General features: G+C 54.3%; 17 protein-coding genes. 3 read left to right on the forward strand and 14 right to left on the reverse strand.

What is annotated here, in order from left to right:
* Positions 1–121: 121 nt before the first annotated feature.
* Complete coding sequence (locus NNL38_RS20745; RefSeq protein ID WP_255390761.1) at positions 122–1,468, forward strand: magnesium transporter; 1,347 nt, start codon at positions 122–124, stop codon at positions 1,466–1,468.
* 69 nt (positions 1,469–1,537) lie between these two features.
* Here NNL38_RS20745 and NNL38_RS20750 read toward each other — a convergent pair whose 3' ends face one another.
* From NNL38_RS20750 to NNL38_RS20780, 7 genes are all read right to left on the reverse strand, one after another.
* Positions 1,538–2,038, reverse strand: a complete 501-nt coding sequence (locus tag NNL38_RS20750) for a nitrous oxide reductase accessory protein NosL (protein WP_255390762.1) — start codon at positions 2,036–2,038, stop codon at positions 1,538–1,540.
* 38 nt (positions 2,039–2,076) lie between these two features.
* Positions 2,077–2,895, reverse strand: a complete 819-nt coding sequence (locus NNL38_RS20755; RefSeq protein ID WP_255390763.1) for an ABC transporter permease — start codon at positions 2,893–2,895, stop codon at positions 2,077–2,079.
* Positions 2,892–3,878: an ABC transporter ATP-binding protein gene (locus tag NNL38_RS20760; protein WP_255390764.1), complete on the reverse strand. Its 987-nt coding sequence runs from the start codon at positions 3,876–3,878 to the stop codon at positions 2,892–2,894. Before NNL38_RS20760 ends, NNL38_RS20755 begins: the two co-directional genes overlap by 4 nt.
* Positions 3,875–5,218, reverse strand: coding sequence for a nitrous oxide reductase family maturation protein NosD (locus NNL38_RS20765; protein WP_255390765.1), 1,344 nt, complete (start codon positions 5,216–5,218; stop codon positions 3,875–3,877). The genes NNL38_RS20760 and NNL38_RS20765 overlap by 4 nt, the downstream gene beginning before the upstream one ends.
* Positions 5,219–5,310: 92 nt before the next feature.
* Positions 5,311–7,209, reverse strand: coding sequence for a TAT-dependent nitrous-oxide reductase (gene nosZ, locus NNL38_RS20770; RefSeq protein WP_255390766.1), 1,899 nt, complete (start codon positions 7,207–7,209; stop codon positions 5,311–5,313).
* An 87-nt stretch (positions 7,210–7,296) separates the two neighbouring features.
* The gene (nosR, locus tag NNL38_RS20775) at positions 7,297–9,429 is read right to left on the reverse strand and encodes a transcriptional regulator NosR (protein WP_255390767.1); all 2,133 of its coding nucleotides are present in this window, start codon (positions 9,427–9,429) and stop codon (positions 7,297–7,299) included.
* A 320-nt stretch (positions 9,430–9,749) separates the two neighbouring features.
* Entirely contained in the window at positions 9,750–10,646 is an 897-nt protein-coding gene (locus NNL38_RS20780) for a mechanosensitive ion channel family protein (RefSeq protein WP_255392298.1), read from the reverse strand.
* A 531-nt stretch (positions 10,647–11,177) separates the two neighbouring features.
* On the opposite strand from NNL38_RS20780, the gene NNL38_RS20785 reads away from it, so the two are divergent.
* Complete coding sequence (locus NNL38_RS20785; RefSeq protein ID WP_255390768.1) at positions 11,178–11,669, forward strand: hypothetical protein; 492 nt, start codon at positions 11,178–11,180, stop codon at positions 11,667–11,669.
* Between the two features lie 7 nt (positions 11,670–11,676).
* Here NNL38_RS20785 and NNL38_RS20790 read toward each other — a convergent pair whose 3' ends face one another.
* The 6 genes from NNL38_RS20790 to NNL38_RS20815 form a co-directional block, all read right to left on the reverse strand.
* Positions 11,677–12,126: a DUF3429 domain-containing protein gene (locus NNL38_RS20790; RefSeq protein WP_255390769.1), complete on the reverse strand. Its 450-nt coding sequence runs from the start codon at positions 12,124–12,126 to the stop codon at positions 11,677–11,679.
* A gap of 109 nt (positions 12,127–12,235) precedes the next feature.
* Positions 12,236–13,762, reverse strand: coding sequence for a bifunctional GNAT family N-acetyltransferase/carbon-nitrogen hydrolase family protein (locus NNL38_RS20795; protein ID WP_255390770.1), 1,527 nt, complete (start codon positions 13,760–13,762; stop codon positions 12,236–12,238).
* Positions 13,763–13,929: 167 nt separating this feature from the next.
* The gene (locus NNL38_RS20800; protein ID WP_255390771.1) at positions 13,930–14,139 is read right to left on the reverse strand and encodes a hypothetical protein; all 210 of its coding nucleotides are present in this window, start codon (positions 14,137–14,139) and stop codon (positions 13,930–13,932) included.
* Between the two features lie 50 nt (positions 14,140–14,189).
* A complete protein-coding gene (gene groL / locus NNL38_RS20805) occupies positions 14,190–15,785 on the reverse strand; it encodes a chaperonin GroEL (RefSeq protein ID WP_255390772.1) in 1,596 nt (531 codons plus the stop codon).
* Positions 15,786–15,833: 48 nt separating this feature from the next.
* Complete coding sequence (locus NNL38_RS20810) at positions 15,834–16,124, reverse strand: co-chaperone GroES (protein WP_255390773.1); 291 nt, start codon at positions 16,122–16,124, stop codon at positions 15,834–15,836.
* Between the two features lie 235 nt (positions 16,125–16,359).
* Complete coding sequence (locus NNL38_RS20815) at positions 16,360–17,178, reverse strand: LysR family transcriptional regulator (protein WP_255390774.1); 819 nt, start codon at positions 17,176–17,178, stop codon at positions 16,360–16,362.
* Between the two features lie 117 nt (positions 17,179–17,295).
* On the opposite strand from NNL38_RS20815, the gene NNL38_RS20820 reads away from it, so the two are divergent.
* Positions 17,296–18,171 (forward strand): MBL fold metallo-hydrolase, encoded by an 876-nt coding sequence (locus tag NNL38_RS20820; RefSeq protein WP_255390775.1) that lies wholly within the window; start codon positions 17,296–17,298, stop codon positions 18,169–18,171.
* A gap of 90 nt (positions 18,172–18,261) precedes the next feature.
* On the opposite strand, the gene exaC is transcribed toward NNL38_RS20820, so the two are convergent.
* Positions 18,262–19,782, reverse strand: a complete 1,521-nt coding sequence (gene exaC / locus NNL38_RS20825; protein WP_255390776.1) for an acetaldehyde dehydrogenase ExaC — start codon at positions 19,780–19,782, stop codon at positions 18,262–18,264.
* Between the last annotated feature and the right edge of the window lie 267 nt (positions 19,783–20,049).

The raw sequence follows: 20,049 nt of genomic DNA on the forward strand, positions 1-20,049 counted from the left end.
GGCAGGATGTGCGAGCGGCTTGTAATCTTGCCGGAATTTCAGATAGCAGAGCAATTGTCTGAATATCACTGAGCCTATATGCTTGATGAGTTGCATCAACATCTGATTTGAAGGGTTTTTCATGCAAGAGAATGAACTCCAGAGTGCCGTGAGTGAGCTGTTAGCCAGCGATCTCGATCCAACCACCCAGCAGGCGGTGATTGAACAATTTGAACAGGAAAAAACACCGACTGAGCTTGCTTTATTGCTGGAGTCGCTGCCGCTTGAGGAACGTCTGGAAAGCTGGAAGCAGATCTCCGAGACCGTGAAAGCTGCGGTGCTGGTTGAAATGCGCCTTGATGCCAGTCAGACGATCATCAATTCGCTGGATGAGCCGAGCCTGCTGGCTCTCTTTACCGGCATTGATGCCGATACCTTGCTGGAATTGCAGGACAATCTGCCGGATCACCTGATGGAAGAGGTGATCAAACGGATGGATGAGGAGCAGCAACAACGCTTCTCCACCGCTCAGCAGTTTTCTGATGATGAAGTCGGCCACTGGTGTGATCATCAGCCGCTGGTGGTACCGGCGAAAACCAAGATTAAAGTGGTGCAGCGCTTGGTCCGGCGGATGATGCCGGCACACAGTAATGCTATTTTCTTGGTGGATCAGCGCGGTAACTGGGAAGGGGCTGTCCGGTTTAATAAACTCATCGGCGCCGACCCATTGCTGCGGGTCTCTGAGCTGGCAGAGTCCGAGTTTCCGATTTTGCACGCGAAAGAAGATGTCTATGTGGCGGCCGATAAGGTCGCCGGCAGCTCGGAGTCGGCCCTGCCGGTGATCAGCGATGGCGGGATGCTGATTGGCCGTTTGGATATCGGCCGGGCTTATGAATTGCAGGCCGAGCGGGCGGAGTCACAAATCATGGCAACCGCGGGTCTGGATGAAGACGAAGACCTGTTTTCCAGCGTCCGCAAAAGTGCCCAGAACCGGGCGATCTGGCTGGGGATCAATCTGCTGACGGCGTTTCTGGCCTCCTGGTTTATCGGCCTGTTCGAAGCCACGCTGCAACAGGTGGTGGCGCTGGCGGTGCTGATGCCGATTGTTGCCTCAATGGGTGGAATTGCCGGCAGTCAGACCCTGACCCTGATTGTCCGCGGTCTGGCGCTGGGGCAGATTTCCCGGGCTAACCTCAAGCCGCTGCTGAGCAAAGAGATGAAGGTCGGAGCTCTGAACGGGGTGCTGTGGGCCATTGTTATCGGCCTGGTGGCCGGGTTCTGGTTTGACAGTCTGATGCTCGGTGGGGTCATCGGGATGGCGATCATTGCCAATATCATCTCTGCTGCGTTGGCCGGGGTCTTTGTGCCGGTGGTGCTGGATAAGCTGAAAATTGACCCGGCGCTGTCCGGCTCGGTGATCCTGACCACGGTGACCGATATTATCGGCTTTGTCGCCTTCCTTGGGTTGGGGACCTTGCTGTTGCTTTAATCGTCATACGTCAAAGATGAATCAAAAGAGGTGGCCTGAGCCACCTCTTTTTTAAGGGTAGTTTCTTTTTTAAAGCATTTCGATGCTAATCTCATCAAATTGGTACACTTTGCCGCCAAACTCGGCCATAAAGCTGTTGGCATCTTCCTGACGGGCGAAACTGGCCAGAGTTTTACCCATCGCGCCTTTTTTCTCCGAACCGATGACATACCAGGCCTCGCGGGCATCAATGAAATATTCGTCTTCCGGTTTTTGCCACGGCGTTTTGCTCATGTCATGGACATAGATCTCTTTCACCTGGCGTTGGTTCTCCGGCTGCAAGATGTAGCTGAACAAGTCTCGGGTGGAGCAGAATTTACTGACGGACTCGGTCGATTTGCTGTAGCTCTCGCCTTTGGGTCCGGGGAAGCGGCTGATAATCATCCCGCACAGGTGACATTCATCTGCCTGTTCAATCGCTGCGGCCTGACGCACCATGGCCTGTTGTTCGGTGTTCTGATCACTGCAAGCGACGCCCAGGCTCAGGAGGAGCGCTATGGCGAGGGATTGGAGAGAAAATAGAGTACGCATAAGTCATCCTTAGTCGTTGGCCAATCAGGCCGTCAGAGTTAGAGTTTTTTGTGATGAAAGATCAGCGCGGCTAGTGCCAGCGGTGCCATGACCCAACCGAGCATGATGAGAAGGAGCTGGGCCAGAGAGTGGCTTTGATCGAGGGCGACGGCCACTACCCCGTTGACATCCCCGGTATCGAGCGCGGCTAAATTGATCAGCCGGAACAGATCGGCCGGGTTGAACCACATCAGTTGCACCAGGAACGACTGGCTAAGGCCTTCTTCGACGCCGATCAGCAGAGCCAGTAGCGCCAGGTCAAACACCAGCACAAAGAAGAACCACAGCAGCAGGGCGATCCCCGCTGCTTTCGATTTTTCAGTCACCGACAGGCTGATCACATAGGCGATAGCGATGAAACACAGCCCCAGCAAGATGGCCGACAGAATAAACAGGCCAAAGGCCGGTAACACCTCGCTTGCGTCGGTTTGCCATGCCATTAGCATGGCCGCGCTGCCAAACCCCAGGCTGGTCGCCAGTCCGATAATGGTGCCCTGGCCGAAGAACTTGCCGAGCAGGAGCTGGCGGTGGCTGAGCGGATAAGTCATTAGTAACAGCAGCGTGCCGGATTCCTGCTCGCCGACGAAGCTGTCGTAACTCAGTAGCAGCGCGATGAGCGGGATCAGAAACACCGCCAGGCTGGACAGGCTGGCGATTGTTGTCGAGAGAGAGGCGACGCCCAGTTGGCCGGAAGCGGCTGAACCATAGTAGCTGAGGCCGATGGCCAGTACCGCGAAAATGAATGTGATGGACAGTAGCCAGCGATTGCGCAGGCCATCCTGAAACTCTTTCAGGGCAACAGCGAATAAAGCATTCATGATGATGCAACCTCCGGTGGGGTAAGCGGGCGTCCGGCAGCGTTCGGCTGCGGGGCTGAGGGAGCGACAGCCCCCTGACACTGTGCGTCGTTTATGTTGAGGTAATACTGGTAGAGCTGCTCCAGGTTGGCCGGCTCGATGCTGATATCCGGCAGCAGAGGATCGTCCAGCAGCTGGCGGATCACGGCTAGTTTTTGCTTTTCAGGAACCTGTAGCTGCTCCGGTCCGGTTTGCCACTGGCTTAGCTCGGGGTGGCTGCTGAGGAGGGACGCCAGCTCAGGGATACGAATCGTGGCCGGGAGGTTGGCTTTCTCCCGCAACTGGGCTAGGGTGCCGATGGCTTTTTGGCGCCCCCCGGCCAGGATCATGGCCCGATCAATATGCTGCTCGACGCCTGGGAGGACATGGGAACAGAGGATGACGCTGGTGCCGTTGGATTTTAGCTGGTCGACACGCTGGTAGAAGTCCTGGGTGGCGATAGGATCCAGCCCGACCGTGGGCTCATCCAGCAGGAGAAGCTTCGGGTTGCCGAGAAAGGCCTGTGCCAGCCCGAGGCGCTGGCGCATCCCTTTGGAGTAATGTTTTACCTTCCGGTTTAAAGCATGGGTCAGGCCGACCTGCGCCAGCAGTGCTGGTACTTCCTGCTGACTGACTTGTTTCAGCCGGGCAAAGTAGGTGAGAATTTCCAGGCCGGTTAAATGGTCGTAGAAGCTGACGTTTTCAGGCAGGTAGCCAATTTGCCTGCGGCTTTGCCAGGCCTGTTTGGACTGGGGGTCCACGCCGAAAATACGAACTTCTCCGCTGCTGGCTGGGATCACCCCCAGAATGATTTTCATCATGGTGGTTTTGCCCGCTCCGTTATGGCCAAACAGACCAAGCACTTCTCCGGGGTTCAGCGCCAGGTTGATTGCCTGCAGTGCGTCCAACTGCTGATACTGTTTGCCGGTCTCGCTGAGTGAAATAATAGGTTTCGTTGCTGTCATTGGATTCCCCCGACGTATGCTGATTGGCCGGATGTTGAGGATGTTCGGGCTGCCGATGTGGCCGACTCTTCTGCTGAACCTGTCATGGGCAGCATCAACGGAAAGCTGTCTGTCACCCCTGCGGGTTTGAGGATTGGAAACTGTTTCTGGACCCAGCGCAGCATCAGGATGGCCGGGCTGTCCAGCAGCACCTTGGCTTCAGGATATTGCCAGACGAGCTTGTCGATGCCGTCATTAGGCTCAAAAGGCGTATCGCCGCGGCCATCGTTATTGAGATCCCAGCCGAGATAGTTGCTCCAGAAGTTCCCGGTGCCATTCTGGCTCCATTCCTGCTTCCGGTTCGAGACATATTTCACCTGAACTGGGTTGTTGAGAAAGGTGTTGCCAAAGACCTTGACGTTCTCTGAGCCGGCCGTCAGGTGAATACCGATTTCAGTGGTGTCAATGGTGTTGAAACTTAGGGTGTTGTAGCCCGAGTTGTAGACGAACAGCCCTTTGCCGTCGCGGCCGTTGACCTTGTGCTCCGGCTTGGTCCAGACATTGCTGATGCGGTTGTGGCTGATCTCTGAGTAGGTGATGAAGTTCATCAGAAAGCCGTAATCTTCGCTGTCGCGGGTTTCGTTGCCAATCACGGTCAGCTTGCGGGAGCTCATCAGTGCGTAACCGGCCCGGGTACGAAAGGCCAGATTGTCCTGAACCCGGTTGCTGTGGGAATACATATAGTGAATGCCGTAGCGAAGATCGTGCATGGTATTATTTTTTAATACACTTTGCTGGCTGGCGATAATATAGAGGCCGTCGCGGGTGTGGCTGACGGTGTTGTTACTGACGTCGGCATGTTGAACCCGGGACAGCTGGATGCCGTTGCCGCGGTCGGCTGAGCGCAGTTGCGGGTTCCCGATAACTTCATTGCCTTCGACTTTGATGTGTTGGCCGCCCTGGATCCAGATGCCAAAACCGTCCCCTTTCAGGCGGTTGTTGCGGATCACCAGGTGGCTGGCATGCTTGTCGGCATAGATGCCGGCATTTTGTGCAGTCAGATCGCGCCCCCAGTTGTGAATATCCAGGCCTTCAATCCGGATCCGCTCGTTCTGTAACAACAAGGCATGTCCTTTACCGCCGGCATTGATCCTGGCCCCCGGGGTGCCCTGCAGTTTGACGGCGCGGCGTATGACAAAGTTGCCGGTGTATTCTCCGGCAGCCAGGGTGATCACGTCGCCGTCGGCAGCGGTGTCCAGCACCTGCTGTAGGTTATCTTCCACTGAAACCCGAATGGTCTCAGCCAGCGCCACCGGCTGCAGACACAGCAATATCAGCAGTGAAATTATGGATTTGATCATCGCTGTCTCTCTTCCGCGATTTCTGTACAGGAGATTGCGTTCATGATGTCGATGAAGCGCCATCACCGAGTGATGGCGCTTTGGCACCGGGCTTATGCTTCGACCAGCATCCGGCCGCGCATCTCCATATGGAGGGCGTGGCAGAACCAGTTACAGTAGTACCACTGGACGCCCGGCTTGTTGGCAATGAAGGTGACTGACGCGGTCGCCTGCGGCCCAATCTCCATCTGTACGCCGTGGTTGGTCATACAGAAGCCGTGGGTGACGTCTTCGACCATATCCAGGTTGGTGACCACCATAGTCACTTCATCCCCGAGCTTGACCTTGAACTCGGTCAGGCCGAAGTTCGGAGCGACCGAGGTCATATAGACCCGCACCTTGTTGCCGTCGCGGATCACCTTGTTCTGGGTCATCACATCAACGCCGTCTTTTTCCGCCATCGCCAGTGTTTCAGCGAACATCGGATCATCCCGGGTCCACAGTTTTTTCGGTTTGACGACACTGCGGTGAACGATCATGCAGTCGTGGGGCTCGGCGAAGGTCGGGCCGTCATGGACCAGTTTCATTTCATCCCCGGAGATGTCGATCAGCTGATCGTTTTCCGGGCGCAGCGGGCCAACTGGCAGGAAGCGGTCTTTGGAGAATTTACACAGCGAGATCAGCCACTTGCCGTCAGCATCCCGTGTTTCCCCCTGTGAGGTGTGGTTATGGCCGGGTTGGTAATGGACATCCAGCTTCTGACGCAGGTAATTGACCTTCTCACCATTGTAAGCCTTGATCGCATCTTCAACGTTCCATTTGGCGATCTGGCTGTCGAGGAACAGGGTGGTGTAGGCATTGCCGCGGTTGTCAAAGGCGGTGTGTAGGGGCCCCAAGCCAAGCTCTGGCTCGGCAACAATCGCATCCCGTGGCTGGATCTTGTCGTCAAACAGGTCATCGAGCTTGTCGATGCCGATCACGGACACGGTTGGTGACAGTTTGCCGTTGGCAACAAAGTATTTACCGCTGGGCGAGGTGTTCAGGCCATGCGGTGACTTGGGTACAGGAACATAACGGGTGAGCTCTGAGCCTTTGCGGCCGTCCAGCACCGGGATATCGTTGCCGTTGTAGGTTTTATATTTGCCCGCTTTCAGAGCCGCTTCACAACGCGGCAGGTTGAATATCACCACATGATCCCGCTCAGCGGTGATCATCTCACCCAGGTTCATGCCCATTTCTGAGTTATAGCAGGTCGAGGCAAAGTACTTGCCGTCATAGTCGGCATCTGTGTTGTCGAGGTTACCGTCAACCATGACCTGGAACGCCACTTCCATCGTTTCGGCATCAATGACGTTGAAGAGGGAGCGGTAAGTGCTGACATCTTCCAGGCTGGCTTTGCCGTCGTTGTTCATTGGGATCTCGAACTCGCCGTTACAGAAGATGTACTTGGTTTCCGGGACTTTCTGCACCCGTAGCCCATGGATCGCCTGAACGTTCGGAACGGTCATCATTTTGTCGGTTTTCATCACATCACAACGGATCCGGGCGACCCGGCTGTTGGCTTTGTCATTGATAAATACGTATTTGCCGTTGTAGCGGCCGTCGGTCATGCTCATATGCGGGTGGTGTGAATCGCCGACCAGCATATCAACACTGTCGCCTTTAATTCGCTTACTTTCGTTGGTGATCCCCCAGCCGGTGGCGCTACAGGTGTTAAATACCGGGATCCGCATCAATTCGCGCATGGAAGGCAGGCCCATAATGCGCACTTCTCCAGAGTGGCCGCCACTCCAGAAGCCGTAATACTCGTCCATTTCGCCCGGATGGACAAATGGGGAATTTTGCGCTTCCTTGGCTTTGGCTTGTGCCATGGAGGCGAACATGGCCGCTGACATCGGGGCGACGGCTGCGCCCAGGCCGAGCGCCGCTGTTTTGCCGAAAAACTTGCGCCGCTCTTCGTTTTGCGGGGCATCCGGGTGTGCTGTCAGACCGTTGTTTTTGTTGTCACTCATTGTAGGTTCTCCGTACCGTGTCCTTCTACACCAGAGGTAGTGAGGTGTTGTGATTCTTGTTAAACATGCGTTGCTGTTTTTTGATGGTTATTCGGTGACCGTCACAGGAATATCTTGTGAGTTGTCCCGGCGTTTTTTGCGTGCCAGCTTTTTCAGCGGTGGGCACTTGGTATCGTTGTAATAGGTGATCTGGCAATCCAGGCAGTAATGGCATTCGCGCATATTGATGGTGCCATCCGGATGAATCGCCTGAATCTCACATTCTTTCGCGCAGGTTTTGCAGGGCTGGCCGCATTCAGGACGCCGCTTGAGCCAGCTGAACAGGCGCGCACCGCTTGAGACCGATAGGGCTGCGCCCAGCGGACACAGGTAGCGGCAGAAGGTTTTGCGCTGAAACAGGTTGAGCGTGAGCAGGAAGACTGCCCAGGCGATGAATGGCCATTCGCGATCAAACTTAAGTAAAAATGTCGTTTTGAACGGTTCGACTTCGGCGAACTGCTCCGCCAGGGCCAGGGAGTCCAGCGACAGGCCGAACAAGCCCAGCAGAATGAGGTATTTGATGGCCCACAGACGCTCATGAACGGCAAAAGGAAACTCATACTGAGGAATCCGGAAGTAACGTGCGGCGACATTAATCAGCTCCTGCAGCGCACCGAACGGGCAAAGCCAGCCGCAATAGACGGCGCGTCCCCATAACAGCAAGATCACCGCGGCAGCGCTCCACAGGGTGAAGATGATCGGATCGAGCAGGAACAGATCCCAGGAGAATTCCGTCATCAGGGCCTGGAGGAAGGTAAAGACGTTCACCACGGAGAGTTGTCCGCCCCATGACCAGCCGATGAAAACGACAGTCACCACCAGAAAGCCGTGTCGCAGGTTGTGCATGAATTTGGGGTGGCGCACCAGCAGATCCTGGAAGAAGAGGATCAGCAGCAATGTCACCAGCAAAGCGGCCAGAATGATGACTTCCAGCTGGCGCTCCTGCCAAACCTGTTCCGTGAGAGACAGTTCTGGTTCGGGGTAGATGGCCGGCGGGGTGTCCACATATTGATCCGGCATGTCATAGTTGCCCCGGAAGCTGGAGAAAATGCTATCGACCGGCCCGGTCTGGCGTCGTACCAGCAGCTCCAGTTGCCAGTCGGCACCTGGGTCAAATTCGTGGTGGGCTTGGATACGAAAGACAGACATTTCTTTAAACGCAGGTGCACCCGGAATATAGAGATCTGTGATGCGATGGTGGTCAAGGTCACGAAAGTCGATTTCACTGTCGTGCTGGTGAACCTGGATCCGGTCAAAAATGCCCCCGCGTACATAGCCGGAACCTTTAAAGGAGTAACCGTTGCCCAGTACGACCACCAGGTGCTCGTCTGGCTTGAGTGTCGACATCAGCCACTTGTAATCTGTATCGCCAAACAGGTTACGGCCAATGGTCGGAACATCCGCCAGCGCGTAATAGAGCTCGGCAAACATCGCCTGCTCTTCCCCGGCCGGTGCCGTGTCCACATGCTCGGCTTCAGTGCCGACAAAGGCTTGATCCACGGTTTCACGGGTCAAGAACAGTTTTCGGATTGAACCGTCTCCGGTGAGTTGCTGCCAGGTGGCGGGAGCAAACTGATCCTGAATGATGGTTGAGGGCGGCTGAATTACGCCTTGCTCTGTCGCAATGATCCCCAGCGATTGCGCGGCTTTGGTAGCAGCTTTGGTCAGCGCGGCATTCATCACTTTCACCGTGACGGTGGCCCCGGATAGGCCATCTATGGCCACGTAGCCGGGTTCGGTATTGCCGCCCACTTTGATGCGGTCCGACACGGACAGGCCAAGGTACTGCTCGGCAAAGGCAGTTAGCTTGCTCTCCGGGATCCCGGCCAGAATAATCGGTTCATGATGTTCCAGCACCTGAGCGTTCAGGTATTGTCCTTGCGGATCGATGACGACCAGCATGTTGACTGGTTCGCCGGAGTAGGCCGGGATAAGAGCAATATCATTGGTTTCAAAAGCGTAGCCAATGATTTCCTGTGCTTGGTATATCTCCCGGACAGGCGGCTCACCTGCTTTGTCGGCAATGCGGGTTGCTTCCGGGAAAGTTGCTTTGATCAGCGGCAGCGGATCCTTCGGCGGGCTGACAAACAGGGCATTGGCCGGTGAAATTCCGGAGAAGAAAAGGGCAACCGCAAAGATTAGCTGTATTGCTGTTGCACTGGCTCGATTAATTCTTTGCACCACTCACTCCCTGGCCGTTTGCGGCTCTGTTATCTTTAATGATGCATTCTATTTGCAACTTTTATGGGGTGGCGTGATTAAGATCAAATTAGTTACAACTGGTTACATATTACTGTTCAAAATGAGAGGTTTGTAGATAATTTGCCTAGTGGCTTGCCTGACTGTTTGCACGGATGTGTGGGGAGACCTGCCCGAATGGAGGCCATTTGAGACAGCGTTATTTGATACGACACACGCCAAGACAAAACGGTCTGATACAAAAAGACCGCCTTCAGGGAAGACGGTCGGAAAGCATGCGGAACCTTGTTTCCTTGCTGTAGTTAAGATACCGACTGGCTAAAGTCGCCAGAGACCTCCTGCGGCCGTGTCACCGTTTTTTCCTTGCTCTGGAAGTGGTGGCAGTAGAGGCCCATGAAATCTTCGCGGATCAGTTGCTCAATCTCCGCGGCGCGGTTGGTCGGGCAAAAGAGCATAAAATGCACCAGTTGTTCTCCGGTTTCTGTATTGGAGAGCTGGATGTGCGGCTCTGCCCCCGGTAAATCAACCCCGGCGTGGCGCTCAATCACATGGTTATAGCGCTTGGCGACTTCGGCAAAATCGTCACAGTGCTCATCCATCTTCGCTAGCATGATCGGCACCAGCGGGTATAGGTTCACCGTTTCACGAATCGTGACCGAAAAATGGTGATATACATAGCGCTTCATAAAGTTCATGTTCTTCACCGGCACGCTGAAAAACATGCTGTTCGGAAGCGTGACTGTTTTTCCCGTATAGTGATAGTTACCGTGATGAATATCGACTTCTTGGATCACGGTTGCCATCAGGTTGTGCTCAATCACCTCACCACACAACGCGCCGACTTCAATCCAGTCGCCAATTCGGAAAGAGCGAGAACTGGCACGCTGGATCGAGCCGGTAAAGCAAAGGATGATCTCTTTCGAGGCCACGACGACGGCGACGGCAATGGCCGTCAGCGACAGGGCGAACTTGCTGATCTCTGCCTGCCAGAGAATGAACAGCAGCAGCAACAGGACTGAAAAGGTGCCGTTTTTGGTCCGGGAGATCCATTTGCGCTGCTCGTCGCTGAGGAAATTATCGTCTCCGCGGATCCGGGAGATGGTCAGGCGCCTCAGTAGCAGCATGATGCCGAACATCAGGGCGCTGAACAGCAGTTTATGTTGCAGCAGGTAGTCGGCAATTAAATCAAAGTGTTCCACAATCATGTTTTGTATCATTCGGTTTTTGTTAGACTTTTCCGCGCTTAGCCGGAACGGTGGGACAGGAACAACGGCTAAGCAGGTTTGGTGTTGTTCTCAACATAAAGGCTGAAAATTCTCCACCATGTTTGCCGGGAAGTAAATATGGTTGGAAAGTTTATTTTCACTTGCCGCGGCGCCCCCTGACTTTATTGCATGTGCCTGAATTTATTGTCCTATACTCCATGAATATCAGGCTTGGCAAAGGGGAAAGTGCCGTTGCCTATCTGTGTATGGGATAAATTGTGCCCACTTGGCGCAGGCTGTTGACGCAATTTTTGAGTTGATACCGCAAAAGTGGTGCCTGAAACCATGTTTAATTGATGTTGCATATGGTCGGGGGTGTCCGAGATATGGCAACCTACCGCCAGTGCCCGGCACCCGGCAAGTGTGGCGGGCATGTAATCAGGCACATTGGTGCCTGCGGGCAGATTATTCTAAATTGTGTGGAAGCGTTGCGCTTGAGCCCATGAGCGCGATTAAGGACTCGTTGTGATCCGATTCATTCAACTCATTGTTGCTTTATCATTGCTGGGTGGGGTTGGTTATTTCATCCTCCAGGACGCTATGAATGCCAGCGATGACGGACCTAAATATAAATATCTGGCATCTAAATACCGGCCGGAATCTGAAGAGCACAGAAATTTGTATCTTCATCATGCCAGTATGCAGGATATCCCGATGCCGGTCGGCAACTGGGAAGCGTTTGCCGGGCCTAGCCGTCACTTTCTGCTGAAAGTGAATGAGAAAGGCGGCTTTGTGCTGTCGATTAATCCTAATGCGAACGATACCTCGGAAGGGGCGATCACCGGAATGCTGACCATTACCGGTCAGGCATTCAAGGCCCACCATGTGGTCGGCTCGGCGAAACAGATCATTCCGAAAAGTGGCCATTTGATCGTGAAAGCCTACTCGGACAGCGAATACCAGGTGATTCATCCGCAAACGATGGAAGTGATCCGGTTTGAGCGCATTGCCGGTTAAGGGAGGCTCAGCTTGCTAAAGCAATGAGATGGATTAGGACGACAATCCCGGTTAGCCGGTTACGCATTGGTTGATAATCGGCGGGCTGACCTTCTTTTTCAACCTGCCGAATCTTCATCTCCGCAAACCACACCGCAATAAAGCCAAACAGCAGCAGCAATACCGACAGGGCGAATTGCTCAGGTGCGCGCAGTAGTACCCCCCAGGCAATCAGTGAAAACAGAATGCTGAGCAGCAGGGCGTTACGGCTCAGTTTGTGCTGGATGTGATCAATCGCATTGCCCCATAAGATCCCGGCGAGGAAACTCAAGATCACCGCACTATAGGCGATGAAGAGTTGCTGTGGCGGGATATCAAACAGCTTGGTTTCGCTCCAGAGACAAGTCAGGCTGATGATGAAAGGTAGCAGGCCAAGGTAAGCCAGTCGGGTCATGAGCTTGGTGGCAGGTTGTTTCATAAGCGTCTCCTGAGTGGTTCTGATATCAAATAGATGGCTTTGCAATCAAATGGGCCATCGGCCCAGGTGGTCATCCGTGCCGTGCATTACTGAGTTGCATTGTGGCGCCTTACTTGCTGCGATTTAGCGGGCCGTACAGATCGGTACGGCGGTGGCGCAGGTTGGTGACTGAACCTTCCTTGTTGAGAAATTTGAGTTTATCCAGATCCACATCAGCAAAGATGATCATTTCGGTATTCGGGCTGGCTTCGGTGATCGTCGCATCATGGGGAAAGTAGATGTCGGACGGTGAAAAAACCGCAGACTGGGCATACTGGATATCGACGTTATCGACCCGAGGCAGGTTGCCGACACTGCCACCGATCGCAACATAGCACTCATTTTCGATGGCCCGGGCCTGGGCGCACAGACGAACTCTCAGGTAGCCGTTTTTGGTATCAGTCCAGAACGGGACAAACAGGATCTGCATGTCTTGTTCGGCCATGATCCGCCCGAGCTCCGGGAATTCGACATCATAGCAAATCAGGATCCCGATCCGTCCGGCATCGGTATTGAAAACTTTAATTTTCTCGCCGCCGTCCATCACCCAGTCGCGTTGTTCGTGGGGGGTGATGTGGATTTTATACTGCTCATCAATACATCCGTCGCGGTGGAGCAGGTAAGAGACATTATACAGTCGGCCGTTTTCCAGGATCGGCATACTGCCGGCAATGATATTGGTATTGTGGGTCACGGCCATCTGTGAAAAGCGCTGTTTGATGTCTTCGGTAAACTCACTCAGAAAACGGATGGCTTCCACCGAGTTCTGGCCGGTTTTCAGCCCCATCAGCGGTGCATTGAAAAATTCCGGGAACAGGACGAAATCGGCCTGGTAGTTGGACAGGGAGGTGACGAAGAACTCAGCCTGATCCATCAGGTCTTCGAGCGATAACATCGGGCGCATCTGCCACTGGACAATGCCCAGCCGGACCAGGCTTTTTTCCGACTCCAGCAGCGGTACCTCTTCTTCATAAAACACGTTGTCCCATTCGAGCAGGGTGGCGTAGCCGCAGGATTTGTCATCTTCCGGCAGGTAGTTTTTCATAATCCGCTTGACGTCAAAGTCGTTCGAAAGTTGGAACGAGAGGATCGGGTCATGGATTTCCCTGCGCTTCACCTTCTCGATATATTCCAGAACGGACAGCTCTTTGGCGACGCGCTGATAACCCGGAATTCGTCCGCCGGCCAGAATTGCTTTGAGGTTTTGATCACGACAGACTTCCTTGCGTGCTTCGTAGAGCCGCCGCCCCAGCCGCAGGCCGCGATAATCGGGGTGGACGAAAACATCCAGGCCATACATGGCATCCCCGCTGGCCTGATGCTGGATCACGTTTTGTTCGGTAATAATATCGGTATAGGTGTGGCTGAGGGAGAGTCGGTTGTAATCGACCTTGATGGTCAGGGCTGCACCGATAATTTTGCCGCTGTCTTCAATACAGATTTGTCCTTCAGGAAACTGGTGGATTAAATCCATAATGGTCATCCGGGGCCAAGCGCCGCCGACATCATAAAAGACCAGATCCATCAGCGCCGCCAGTTCATCATAGTCACCGGGCTCGATATTGCGAAGGTTCAACAGAGGCGTATTGTTCTCCATACTTTTTCCTTGTTCTTTATGGTGTTTTTTCGCCGGTTGTGTTGCTGAGAAGTTAGCCAGCTAATATGGATAAGTATATACAGCTTGCGTGGCGACTGGCGGATCGGGTGGGTTGCCGGCGTGCGCTAGATAGCAAACAAGGAAAATAAATCGCCCGGGCCGGATGTCTAATGGATACGCATCTTCTCTGCGTTCTGAAGTGACGACAGATCCAGGGTGAAGATAAGCACCTTAGGCGTTCTGGGCAAATAATGGTCGATGGAAAACAATTTGCCTGCCGGCTTGATCGGAAAGTTGAGTGCAGCGGGCCAGGCGGCCTGGCTGGGGCCAGAACAGCTTTCTGCGATTGAAAAATGCCACGATGGATAGCGGTTCATAAACACCTCGACATTGAGTGGCGGGCCGGAGTCCGGCCCGCCGAGTGGGTTTAAGCCTTCACCTCTTGGGATTGATGTTCAGTGACCATGGCTTCCGTGGTGATCATCAGTCCGGCAACGGAAGCGGCGAACTGCAGTGCAGAGCGCGTGACTTTTGCCGGATCCAGAATCCCCATCTCGAACATGTCACCGTATTTGCCGGTTGCGGCGTTATAACCATGGTGTTTATCGCCTGCTTTCACGGCATTGGCGACAACAGAGCCTTCATCGCCTGCATTGACAGCAATCTGGCGAAGCGGCTCTTCCATGGCGCGCAGGGCAACGCGGATACCGACGTTCTGATCATCATTGTCCCCCTTGAGATCAGAGAGCGCATGGGCAATTTTGGCCAGGGGCACGCCACCACCGGCCACAATCCCCTCCTCGACGGCAGCGCGGGTTGCATGCAGCGCGTCATCGACACGGTCTTTCTTCTCCTTCATTTCCACTTCGGTGGCCGCACCAATCTTAATCACGGCAACCCCACCGGACAGTTTGGCGATGCGTTGCTGCAGCTTCTCCTTGTCATATTGCGAGGTTGTGTTTTCCAGCTGGTTGCGGATCAGAGCGACTCGATCCTGAATCGCTTGTTCACTCGCAGCGCCATCGACAATTGTGGTGGTGTCTTTGGTGACCGTTACTTTCTTCGCATGGCCCAACTGCTCCAGGGTGACTTTCTCAAGCTCCAGACCGAGATCTTCCGTGATGACGGTTCCCGCGGTCAGGGTTGCAATATCTTCCAGCATGGCTTTACGCTGATCACCAAACCCAGGTGCTTTTACTGCCGCGGCTTTCACGATGCCGCGCATGCTGTTCACGACCAGGGTCGCCAGCGCTTCCCCTTCGATGTCTTCGGCAATGATCAGCAGGGAGCGAGAGGCTTTGGTCACAGCTTCCAGAATCGGGAGCAGCTCCCGGATATTGCTGATTTTCTTGTCAACCATCAGGATATAAGGGTTGTCCAGCTCGACCGCCCCGGCTTCCTGGTTGGTCATGAAATAAGGAGACAAATAGCCGCGATCAAATTGCATGCCTTCGACCACGGATAATTCATTGGCCATGCCCTGACCTTCTTCAACGGTGATCACGCCGTCCCGGCCGACCCGCTCCATTGCGTCAGCAATGATAGTTCCGATCGCGCTATCACTATTGGCCGAAATACTGCCGACCTGCTCGATAGATTGCTTATCGTTACAGGGCTGGGCCATCTCCCGAAGCTGCTCCACCGCAGCATCAACGGCTTTGTCGATACCCCGTTTCAAATCCATCGGGTTCATGCCGGAGGCCACTGCTTTTAGTCCTTCGTTGATGAGAGACTGAGCCAGAACAGTGGCTGTGGTGGTGCCGTCACCGGCTTCGTCATTGGCTTTGGAAGCCACTTGCTTGAGCATCTGGGCGCCCATATTTTCGAACTTGTCTTCCAGCTCGATTTCTTTGGCCACTGAAACCCCGTCTTTGGTGATGGTCGGGGCACCAAAGGACTTGTCGAGTACCACGTTCCGGCCTTTCGGGCCCAGGGTTACCTTCACTGCATCAGCCAGCAGGTTGACGCCGGATAGCATTTTTTGTCTCGCATCATTCGCAAATAAAACATCTTTCGCTGCCATTTAGTAAACTCCTTTATTCATTTCAATATATGAATCACAACGAATGAATTACTCAGCAACAGCCAGTACATCTGACTCAGAAAGGATGAGATATTCTATACCGTCGATATTTTCCGTTTTCGCACCGTAGCCTTCGTTGAAGATGACGGTATCACCAACTTTGACATCTAAGGCTGCCCGATCGCCGTTCTCCAGGCGTCTGCCTTGTCCGACAGCCAGTACCTTACCTCGGTTCGATTTTTTGACCGATTGGGATGTCAGAACAATTCCGCCCTCTGATGTATTGTCAGTTTCATGTCTTTCGACAATCAGTTTGTCATTTAAAGGACGAATCTTCATTGGGTGCGCCTCCTACTTAAATCTGTATGCAAAATAAAAGACATTGTTAATCATTGGTCGAATGAATAGTGACCTGAGGCGCTTACCTGCGCTCTCGCCGATTGATATAGGGTGGGAAAAATGAAGTTCAAGGGATTTTTTTGATAAAAAATTTTTATTGATCTGATAAATTTTTCTGCTTGATTCCGGGCACTATCTAGCACAGTGCCCATGAGCTAGCCGCGAGTCGGCGGGTTTAATCCAGTAAGGTTTGGATCAATCGCCGGGTTCTTTCTGGCAATAGTTTGCGTTGTTGATAAATCAGAAACAGTGGGAGTTCGGGGAGTGGCTCGGGTGTGGGTAGGCTGATTAACTCGCCTCGCTCGAGGTGAGGACGGCAAAATACGGCCGGAAGTACAGCGGCACCCATGCTGTTCAGACATAGCTGAAGCGACGTGTTGAGATCTGAGGTATGAATGTCAGGCGTCTGGTGGGGAAAGCTGGCCTGCTGGTGCGGGTCATGAACCGGCAGGTGTTGCCAGTGGGTGATGGGTTGATGCTGCGCCAACCAGGCCGGGCTGGCGACCAGCAGCAGCGATCGAGCACGCAGTGGACGGGCGATTAAATCGGGGTTGGCCGGATCGCGGCCGCGAATTGAGAGGTCGATTCGCTGTTCGACTAAATCGGCGACCTGATCACTCAGGACCAGTTCGATGCTTACTTTGGGATATTGGCGACAAAATTCGCTTAATTTTTCCAGTAGCCCGCTATCCGGGGTTGCTGCCGGATAGCCGACCCGGATCGGGCCGGCTATCTCATGGTTTGCAGCCAGTTGATTCTGCGCTTCATCCAGCAGGGTCACCGCCTGTGAGGCGCTGGCAAGAAACTGAATTCCTTCCGGTGTTAAGGCGACTCGCCGGTTGCTGCGCTGAAATAACCGGATCCCGAGGCGTTTTTCCAGCTCTTGGATCCGGGCGCTGACAGTGCCGCGGGGGAGCCCGAGCTGGCGTGCGGCGGCGGAAAAATTTAACAGCTTCGCCACGAGGATGAAGGTTCTGAGTGCGTCTATGTGCATCTGTGTCAAATTTAATTAGACATATTGTCTAATTAGTCTCATATATCCGGACAAAGTCAAGGCGCGTAAGCTGAACTTCCTGATTCATTTAATTGAGACGCATCAAGGAGTTTAGCTATGAAATATCCCCTGTTTAGCACCGTAATGCTGATGAGTATGACTGCCGCCAGTCAGGCAGAGGAAGTCACGTTGCAATGGTTAGGCGGCCCGACGCTGTTGGTTGAATTCGGTGATATCCGCCTTCTGACTGACCCGATGCTGGGAGAAGGTGAGCAGGCCTATCAAATGATTGATCCCAACCAGATGTTTCAACTCAGCCAGCTTCCGTCCCCGGTCGATCACAAGCGCCTGACCCCTTTGCCTGCGCTGGATCTCCAGGCCCTGGATGTGGTGCTGTTGAGCCACAGTCATGAGGATCATTTCGATCAGGCTGCCCGCAAACAATTGCCGAAAGATGTGGCCTTTGTCGCCGCACAGTCGGATGTGCCGATGGCCCGGGCGTTGGGATTTCGCCAGGTGACAGGCCTTCCCGTCGGGGAAAGCTGGTCATACCGTGAAGGGGAGTATCAGGTGACGGTGACTGCCGCACCGGCAAACCATACCCTGGATCAGGCGTTCTCGCCGGTGCTGGATGGCGGGAATGGCTACTGGCTTAATTTTCGCCATGGCGACTGGCACAAGAGCCTGTACTGGAGTGGTGACTCCTTTTTCACCCAGTCGGTTCAACACTGGCTGGCGGCCTATCCGGCACCGGATATTTTTGTCCCGCATGTGGGGAGAGTGGGCACCACCGGGCCTTTTGGTCAGCTGTCGATGGGGGCCGAAGAGGTGATTGAGGCGATGAAAGTTTTGCAACCGGTGCATACCTTGCCGATCCACCATTCGACGTATGCCCTGTATCTCGAACCCATCAGTGAACTGAAGCGTCATGCTGAGCAAGCCGGAATGCCGCTGGATTTGCCTGCGCCGGGCACCCGGATCAGTTATCGCTAGGTCTGTAGATGTAAAAAGGGGGAAAGCGTGTGGATGACATGGGCCGGAGCCGGCCCATGTCAGGGTTAGTTGCGGAGAAAGGGACGTGGCTTAGAAGAAGCCCAGTGGATTGACGTCGTAGCTCACCAGCAGGTTTTTGGTGTTCTGGTAGTGATCCAGCATCATCTTGTGGGTTTCCCGGCCGATCCCGGATTTCTTGTAGCCACCAAAGGCGGCATGGGCTGGATAGGCATGGTAGCAGTTGATCCAGACACGTCCGGCTTCGATCTGACGGCCCATGCGGTACGCCAGGTTGGTATCGCGAGTCCACACTCCGGCGCCCAGGCCGTACTCGGTATCATTGGCTATTGCCAGTGCTTCGGCTTCATCCTTGAAAGTGGTAATGGCAATGACCGGGCCGAAGATTTCTTCCTGGAACACCCGCATTTTGTTGTTCCCCTTGAGCATGGTCGGGGTAATGTAATAGCCCTGCTCAAGGCCGTCGCCTTGCTTGATGGCATGGCCGCCGATCAGCACTTCCGCGCCCTCGTTGCGGCCGATGTCGAGATAGCTCAGGATCTTGTCGAACTGCTCTTTCGACGCCTGAGCGCCGACTTGGCTGTCGGTATCAAGCGGGTTGCCCTGCTTGATGGTTTTCGCGCGCTCGATGACTTTGGCGATGAATTTGTCGTAAACCGATTCCTGGATCAGCACCCGAGACGGACAGGTGCAGACCTCGCCCTGGTTGAAGAAGGCCAGTAGCAGCCCTTCGACACATTTGTCCAGGTAGGCGTCTTCGTGATCGAAAATATCGGCAAAGTAGATATTCGGCGACTTACCGCCCAGCTCGACCGTCGACGGGATCAGGCTTTCCGCTGCGCACTTGAGAATATGGTTGCCGACTTCGGTTGAGCCGGTAAAGGCCAGTTTGGCAATGCGATTGCTGGTGGCCAGCGCCTGACCGGCTTCATGGCCGTAGCCGTTGACCACGTTGATCACGCCTGGTGGGATCAGGTCACCGATGGTTTCCATCAGCACCAGAATGGAAGTCGGGGTTTGCTCGGCAGGTTTGAGGACCACGCAGCAGCCGGCGGCCATGGCTGGGGCCAGTTTCCACGCTGCCATCAGCATCGGGAAGTTCCACGGAATGATTTGCCCGACCACACCGATGGGCTCCGGGAAGTGGTAGCTGGCGGTATTGGCATCGAGCTCGGCAGCAGAGCCTTCCTGGGCCCGGATACAACCGGCAAAGTAGCGGAAGTGATCAACCACTAACGGCAGGTCGGCGGCCAGGGTTTCCCGTACCGGTTTGCCGTTTTCCCAGGTTTCCGCCACGGCCAGTTTTTCAATGTTCTGCTCAATCCGGTCGGCAATTTTCAGCAGGATGTTGGCACGCTCGGTCACGCTGGTGGCCGCCCAGCCCGCGCGGGCGCTATGGGCTGCATCCAGCGCCAGGTTGATGTCCGCTTCCCCGGAACGGGCGACTTGGGTATATGCTTCGCCATTGACCGGCGAGATATTGTCAAAGTACTCGCCGCCGATGGGTTTGACCCACTCCCCGCCGATAAAATTGTCATAGTGCGACTTGAAAGTGATCACAGCGTTTTCGGTGCCTGGTCGTGCGTAAATCATAGATCCTTCCTTCTTTGCTATGGTGTGAGCCGTGTCTTTGGTTAGTGACGGTTGGTGATTCTGAACCATCCATCGCAGGCCACGGTCTGTTCACGTTATGTTTGCGGCTGGGTGGTGATGCCTCGCAAGGCCCGTCCCAGCACGTTGATTTTTATGGTGTTCTGATGTGTTCCGTCCCATGAGTTAACGCAAAGCACGGGCCAGAATTGCAGACTTGTTGTTAATGTTTTGTAACGCTATGATTAATAAAAGTTTGTTAATCCCTCG

Origin of the sequence: Photobacterium atrarenae (genome assembly GCF_024380015.1) — a bacterium.
In the GTDB taxonomy this organism is placed as follows: domain Bacteria; phylum Pseudomonadota; class Gammaproteobacteria; order Enterobacterales; family Vibrionaceae; genus Photobacterium; species Photobacterium atrarenae.

Bases quoted from the DNA above. Each gene is read 5' to 3' on its own strand.
- NNL38_RS20760 (WP_255390764.1), bottom strand. From the start codon at position 3,878: ATGACAGCAACGAAACCTATTATTTCACTCAGCGAGACCGGCAAACAG.
- NNL38_RS20815 (WP_255390774.1), bottom strand. From the start codon at position 17,178: ATGCACATAGACGCACTCAGAACCTTCATCCTCGTGGCGAAGCTGTTA.
- NNL38_RS20800 (WP_255390771.1), bottom strand. From the start codon at position 14,139: ATGAACCGCTATCCATCGTGGCATTTTTCAATCGCAGAAAGCTGTTCT.
- NNL38_RS20750 (WP_255390762.1), bottom strand. From the start codon at position 2,038: ATGCGTACTCTATTTTCTCTCCAATCCCTCGCCATAGCGCTCCTCCTG.
- NNL38_RS20820 (WP_255390775.1), top strand. From the start codon at position 17,296: ATGAAATATCCCCTGTTTAGCACCGTAATGCTGATGAGTATGACTGCC.
- exaC (WP_255390776.1), bottom strand. From the start codon at position 19,782: ATGATTTACGCACGACCAGGCACCGAAAACGCTGTGATCACTTTCAAG.
- nosZ (WP_255390766.1), bottom strand. From the start codon at position 7,209: ATGAGTGACAACAAAAACAACGGTCTGACAGCACACCCGGATGCCCCG.
- NNL38_RS20745 (WP_255390761.1), top strand. From the start codon at position 122: ATGCAAGAGAATGAACTCCAGAGTGCCGTGAGTGAGCTGTTAGCCAGC.
- NNL38_RS20810 (WP_255390773.1), bottom strand. From the start codon at position 16,124: ATGAAGATTCGTCCTTTAAATGACAAACTGATTGTCGAAAGACATGAA.
- NNL38_RS20795 (WP_255390770.1), bottom strand. From the start codon at position 13,762: ATGGAGAACAATACGCCTCTGTTGAACCTTCGCAATATCGAGCCCGGT.
- groL (WP_255390772.1), bottom strand. From the start codon at position 15,785: ATGGCAGCGAAAGATGTTTTATTTGCGAATGATGCGAGACAAAAAATG.
- NNL38_RS20790 (WP_255390769.1), bottom strand. From the start codon at position 12,126: ATGAAACAACCTGCCACCAAGCTCATGACCCGACTGGCTTACCTTGGC.
- NNL38_RS20755 (WP_255390763.1), bottom strand. From the start codon at position 2,895: ATGAATGCTTTATTCGCTGTTGCCCTGAAAGAGTTTCAGGATGGCCTG.
- NNL38_RS20765 (WP_255390765.1), bottom strand. From the start codon at position 5,218: ATGATCAAATCCATAATTTCACTGCTGATATTGCTGTGTCTGCAGCCG.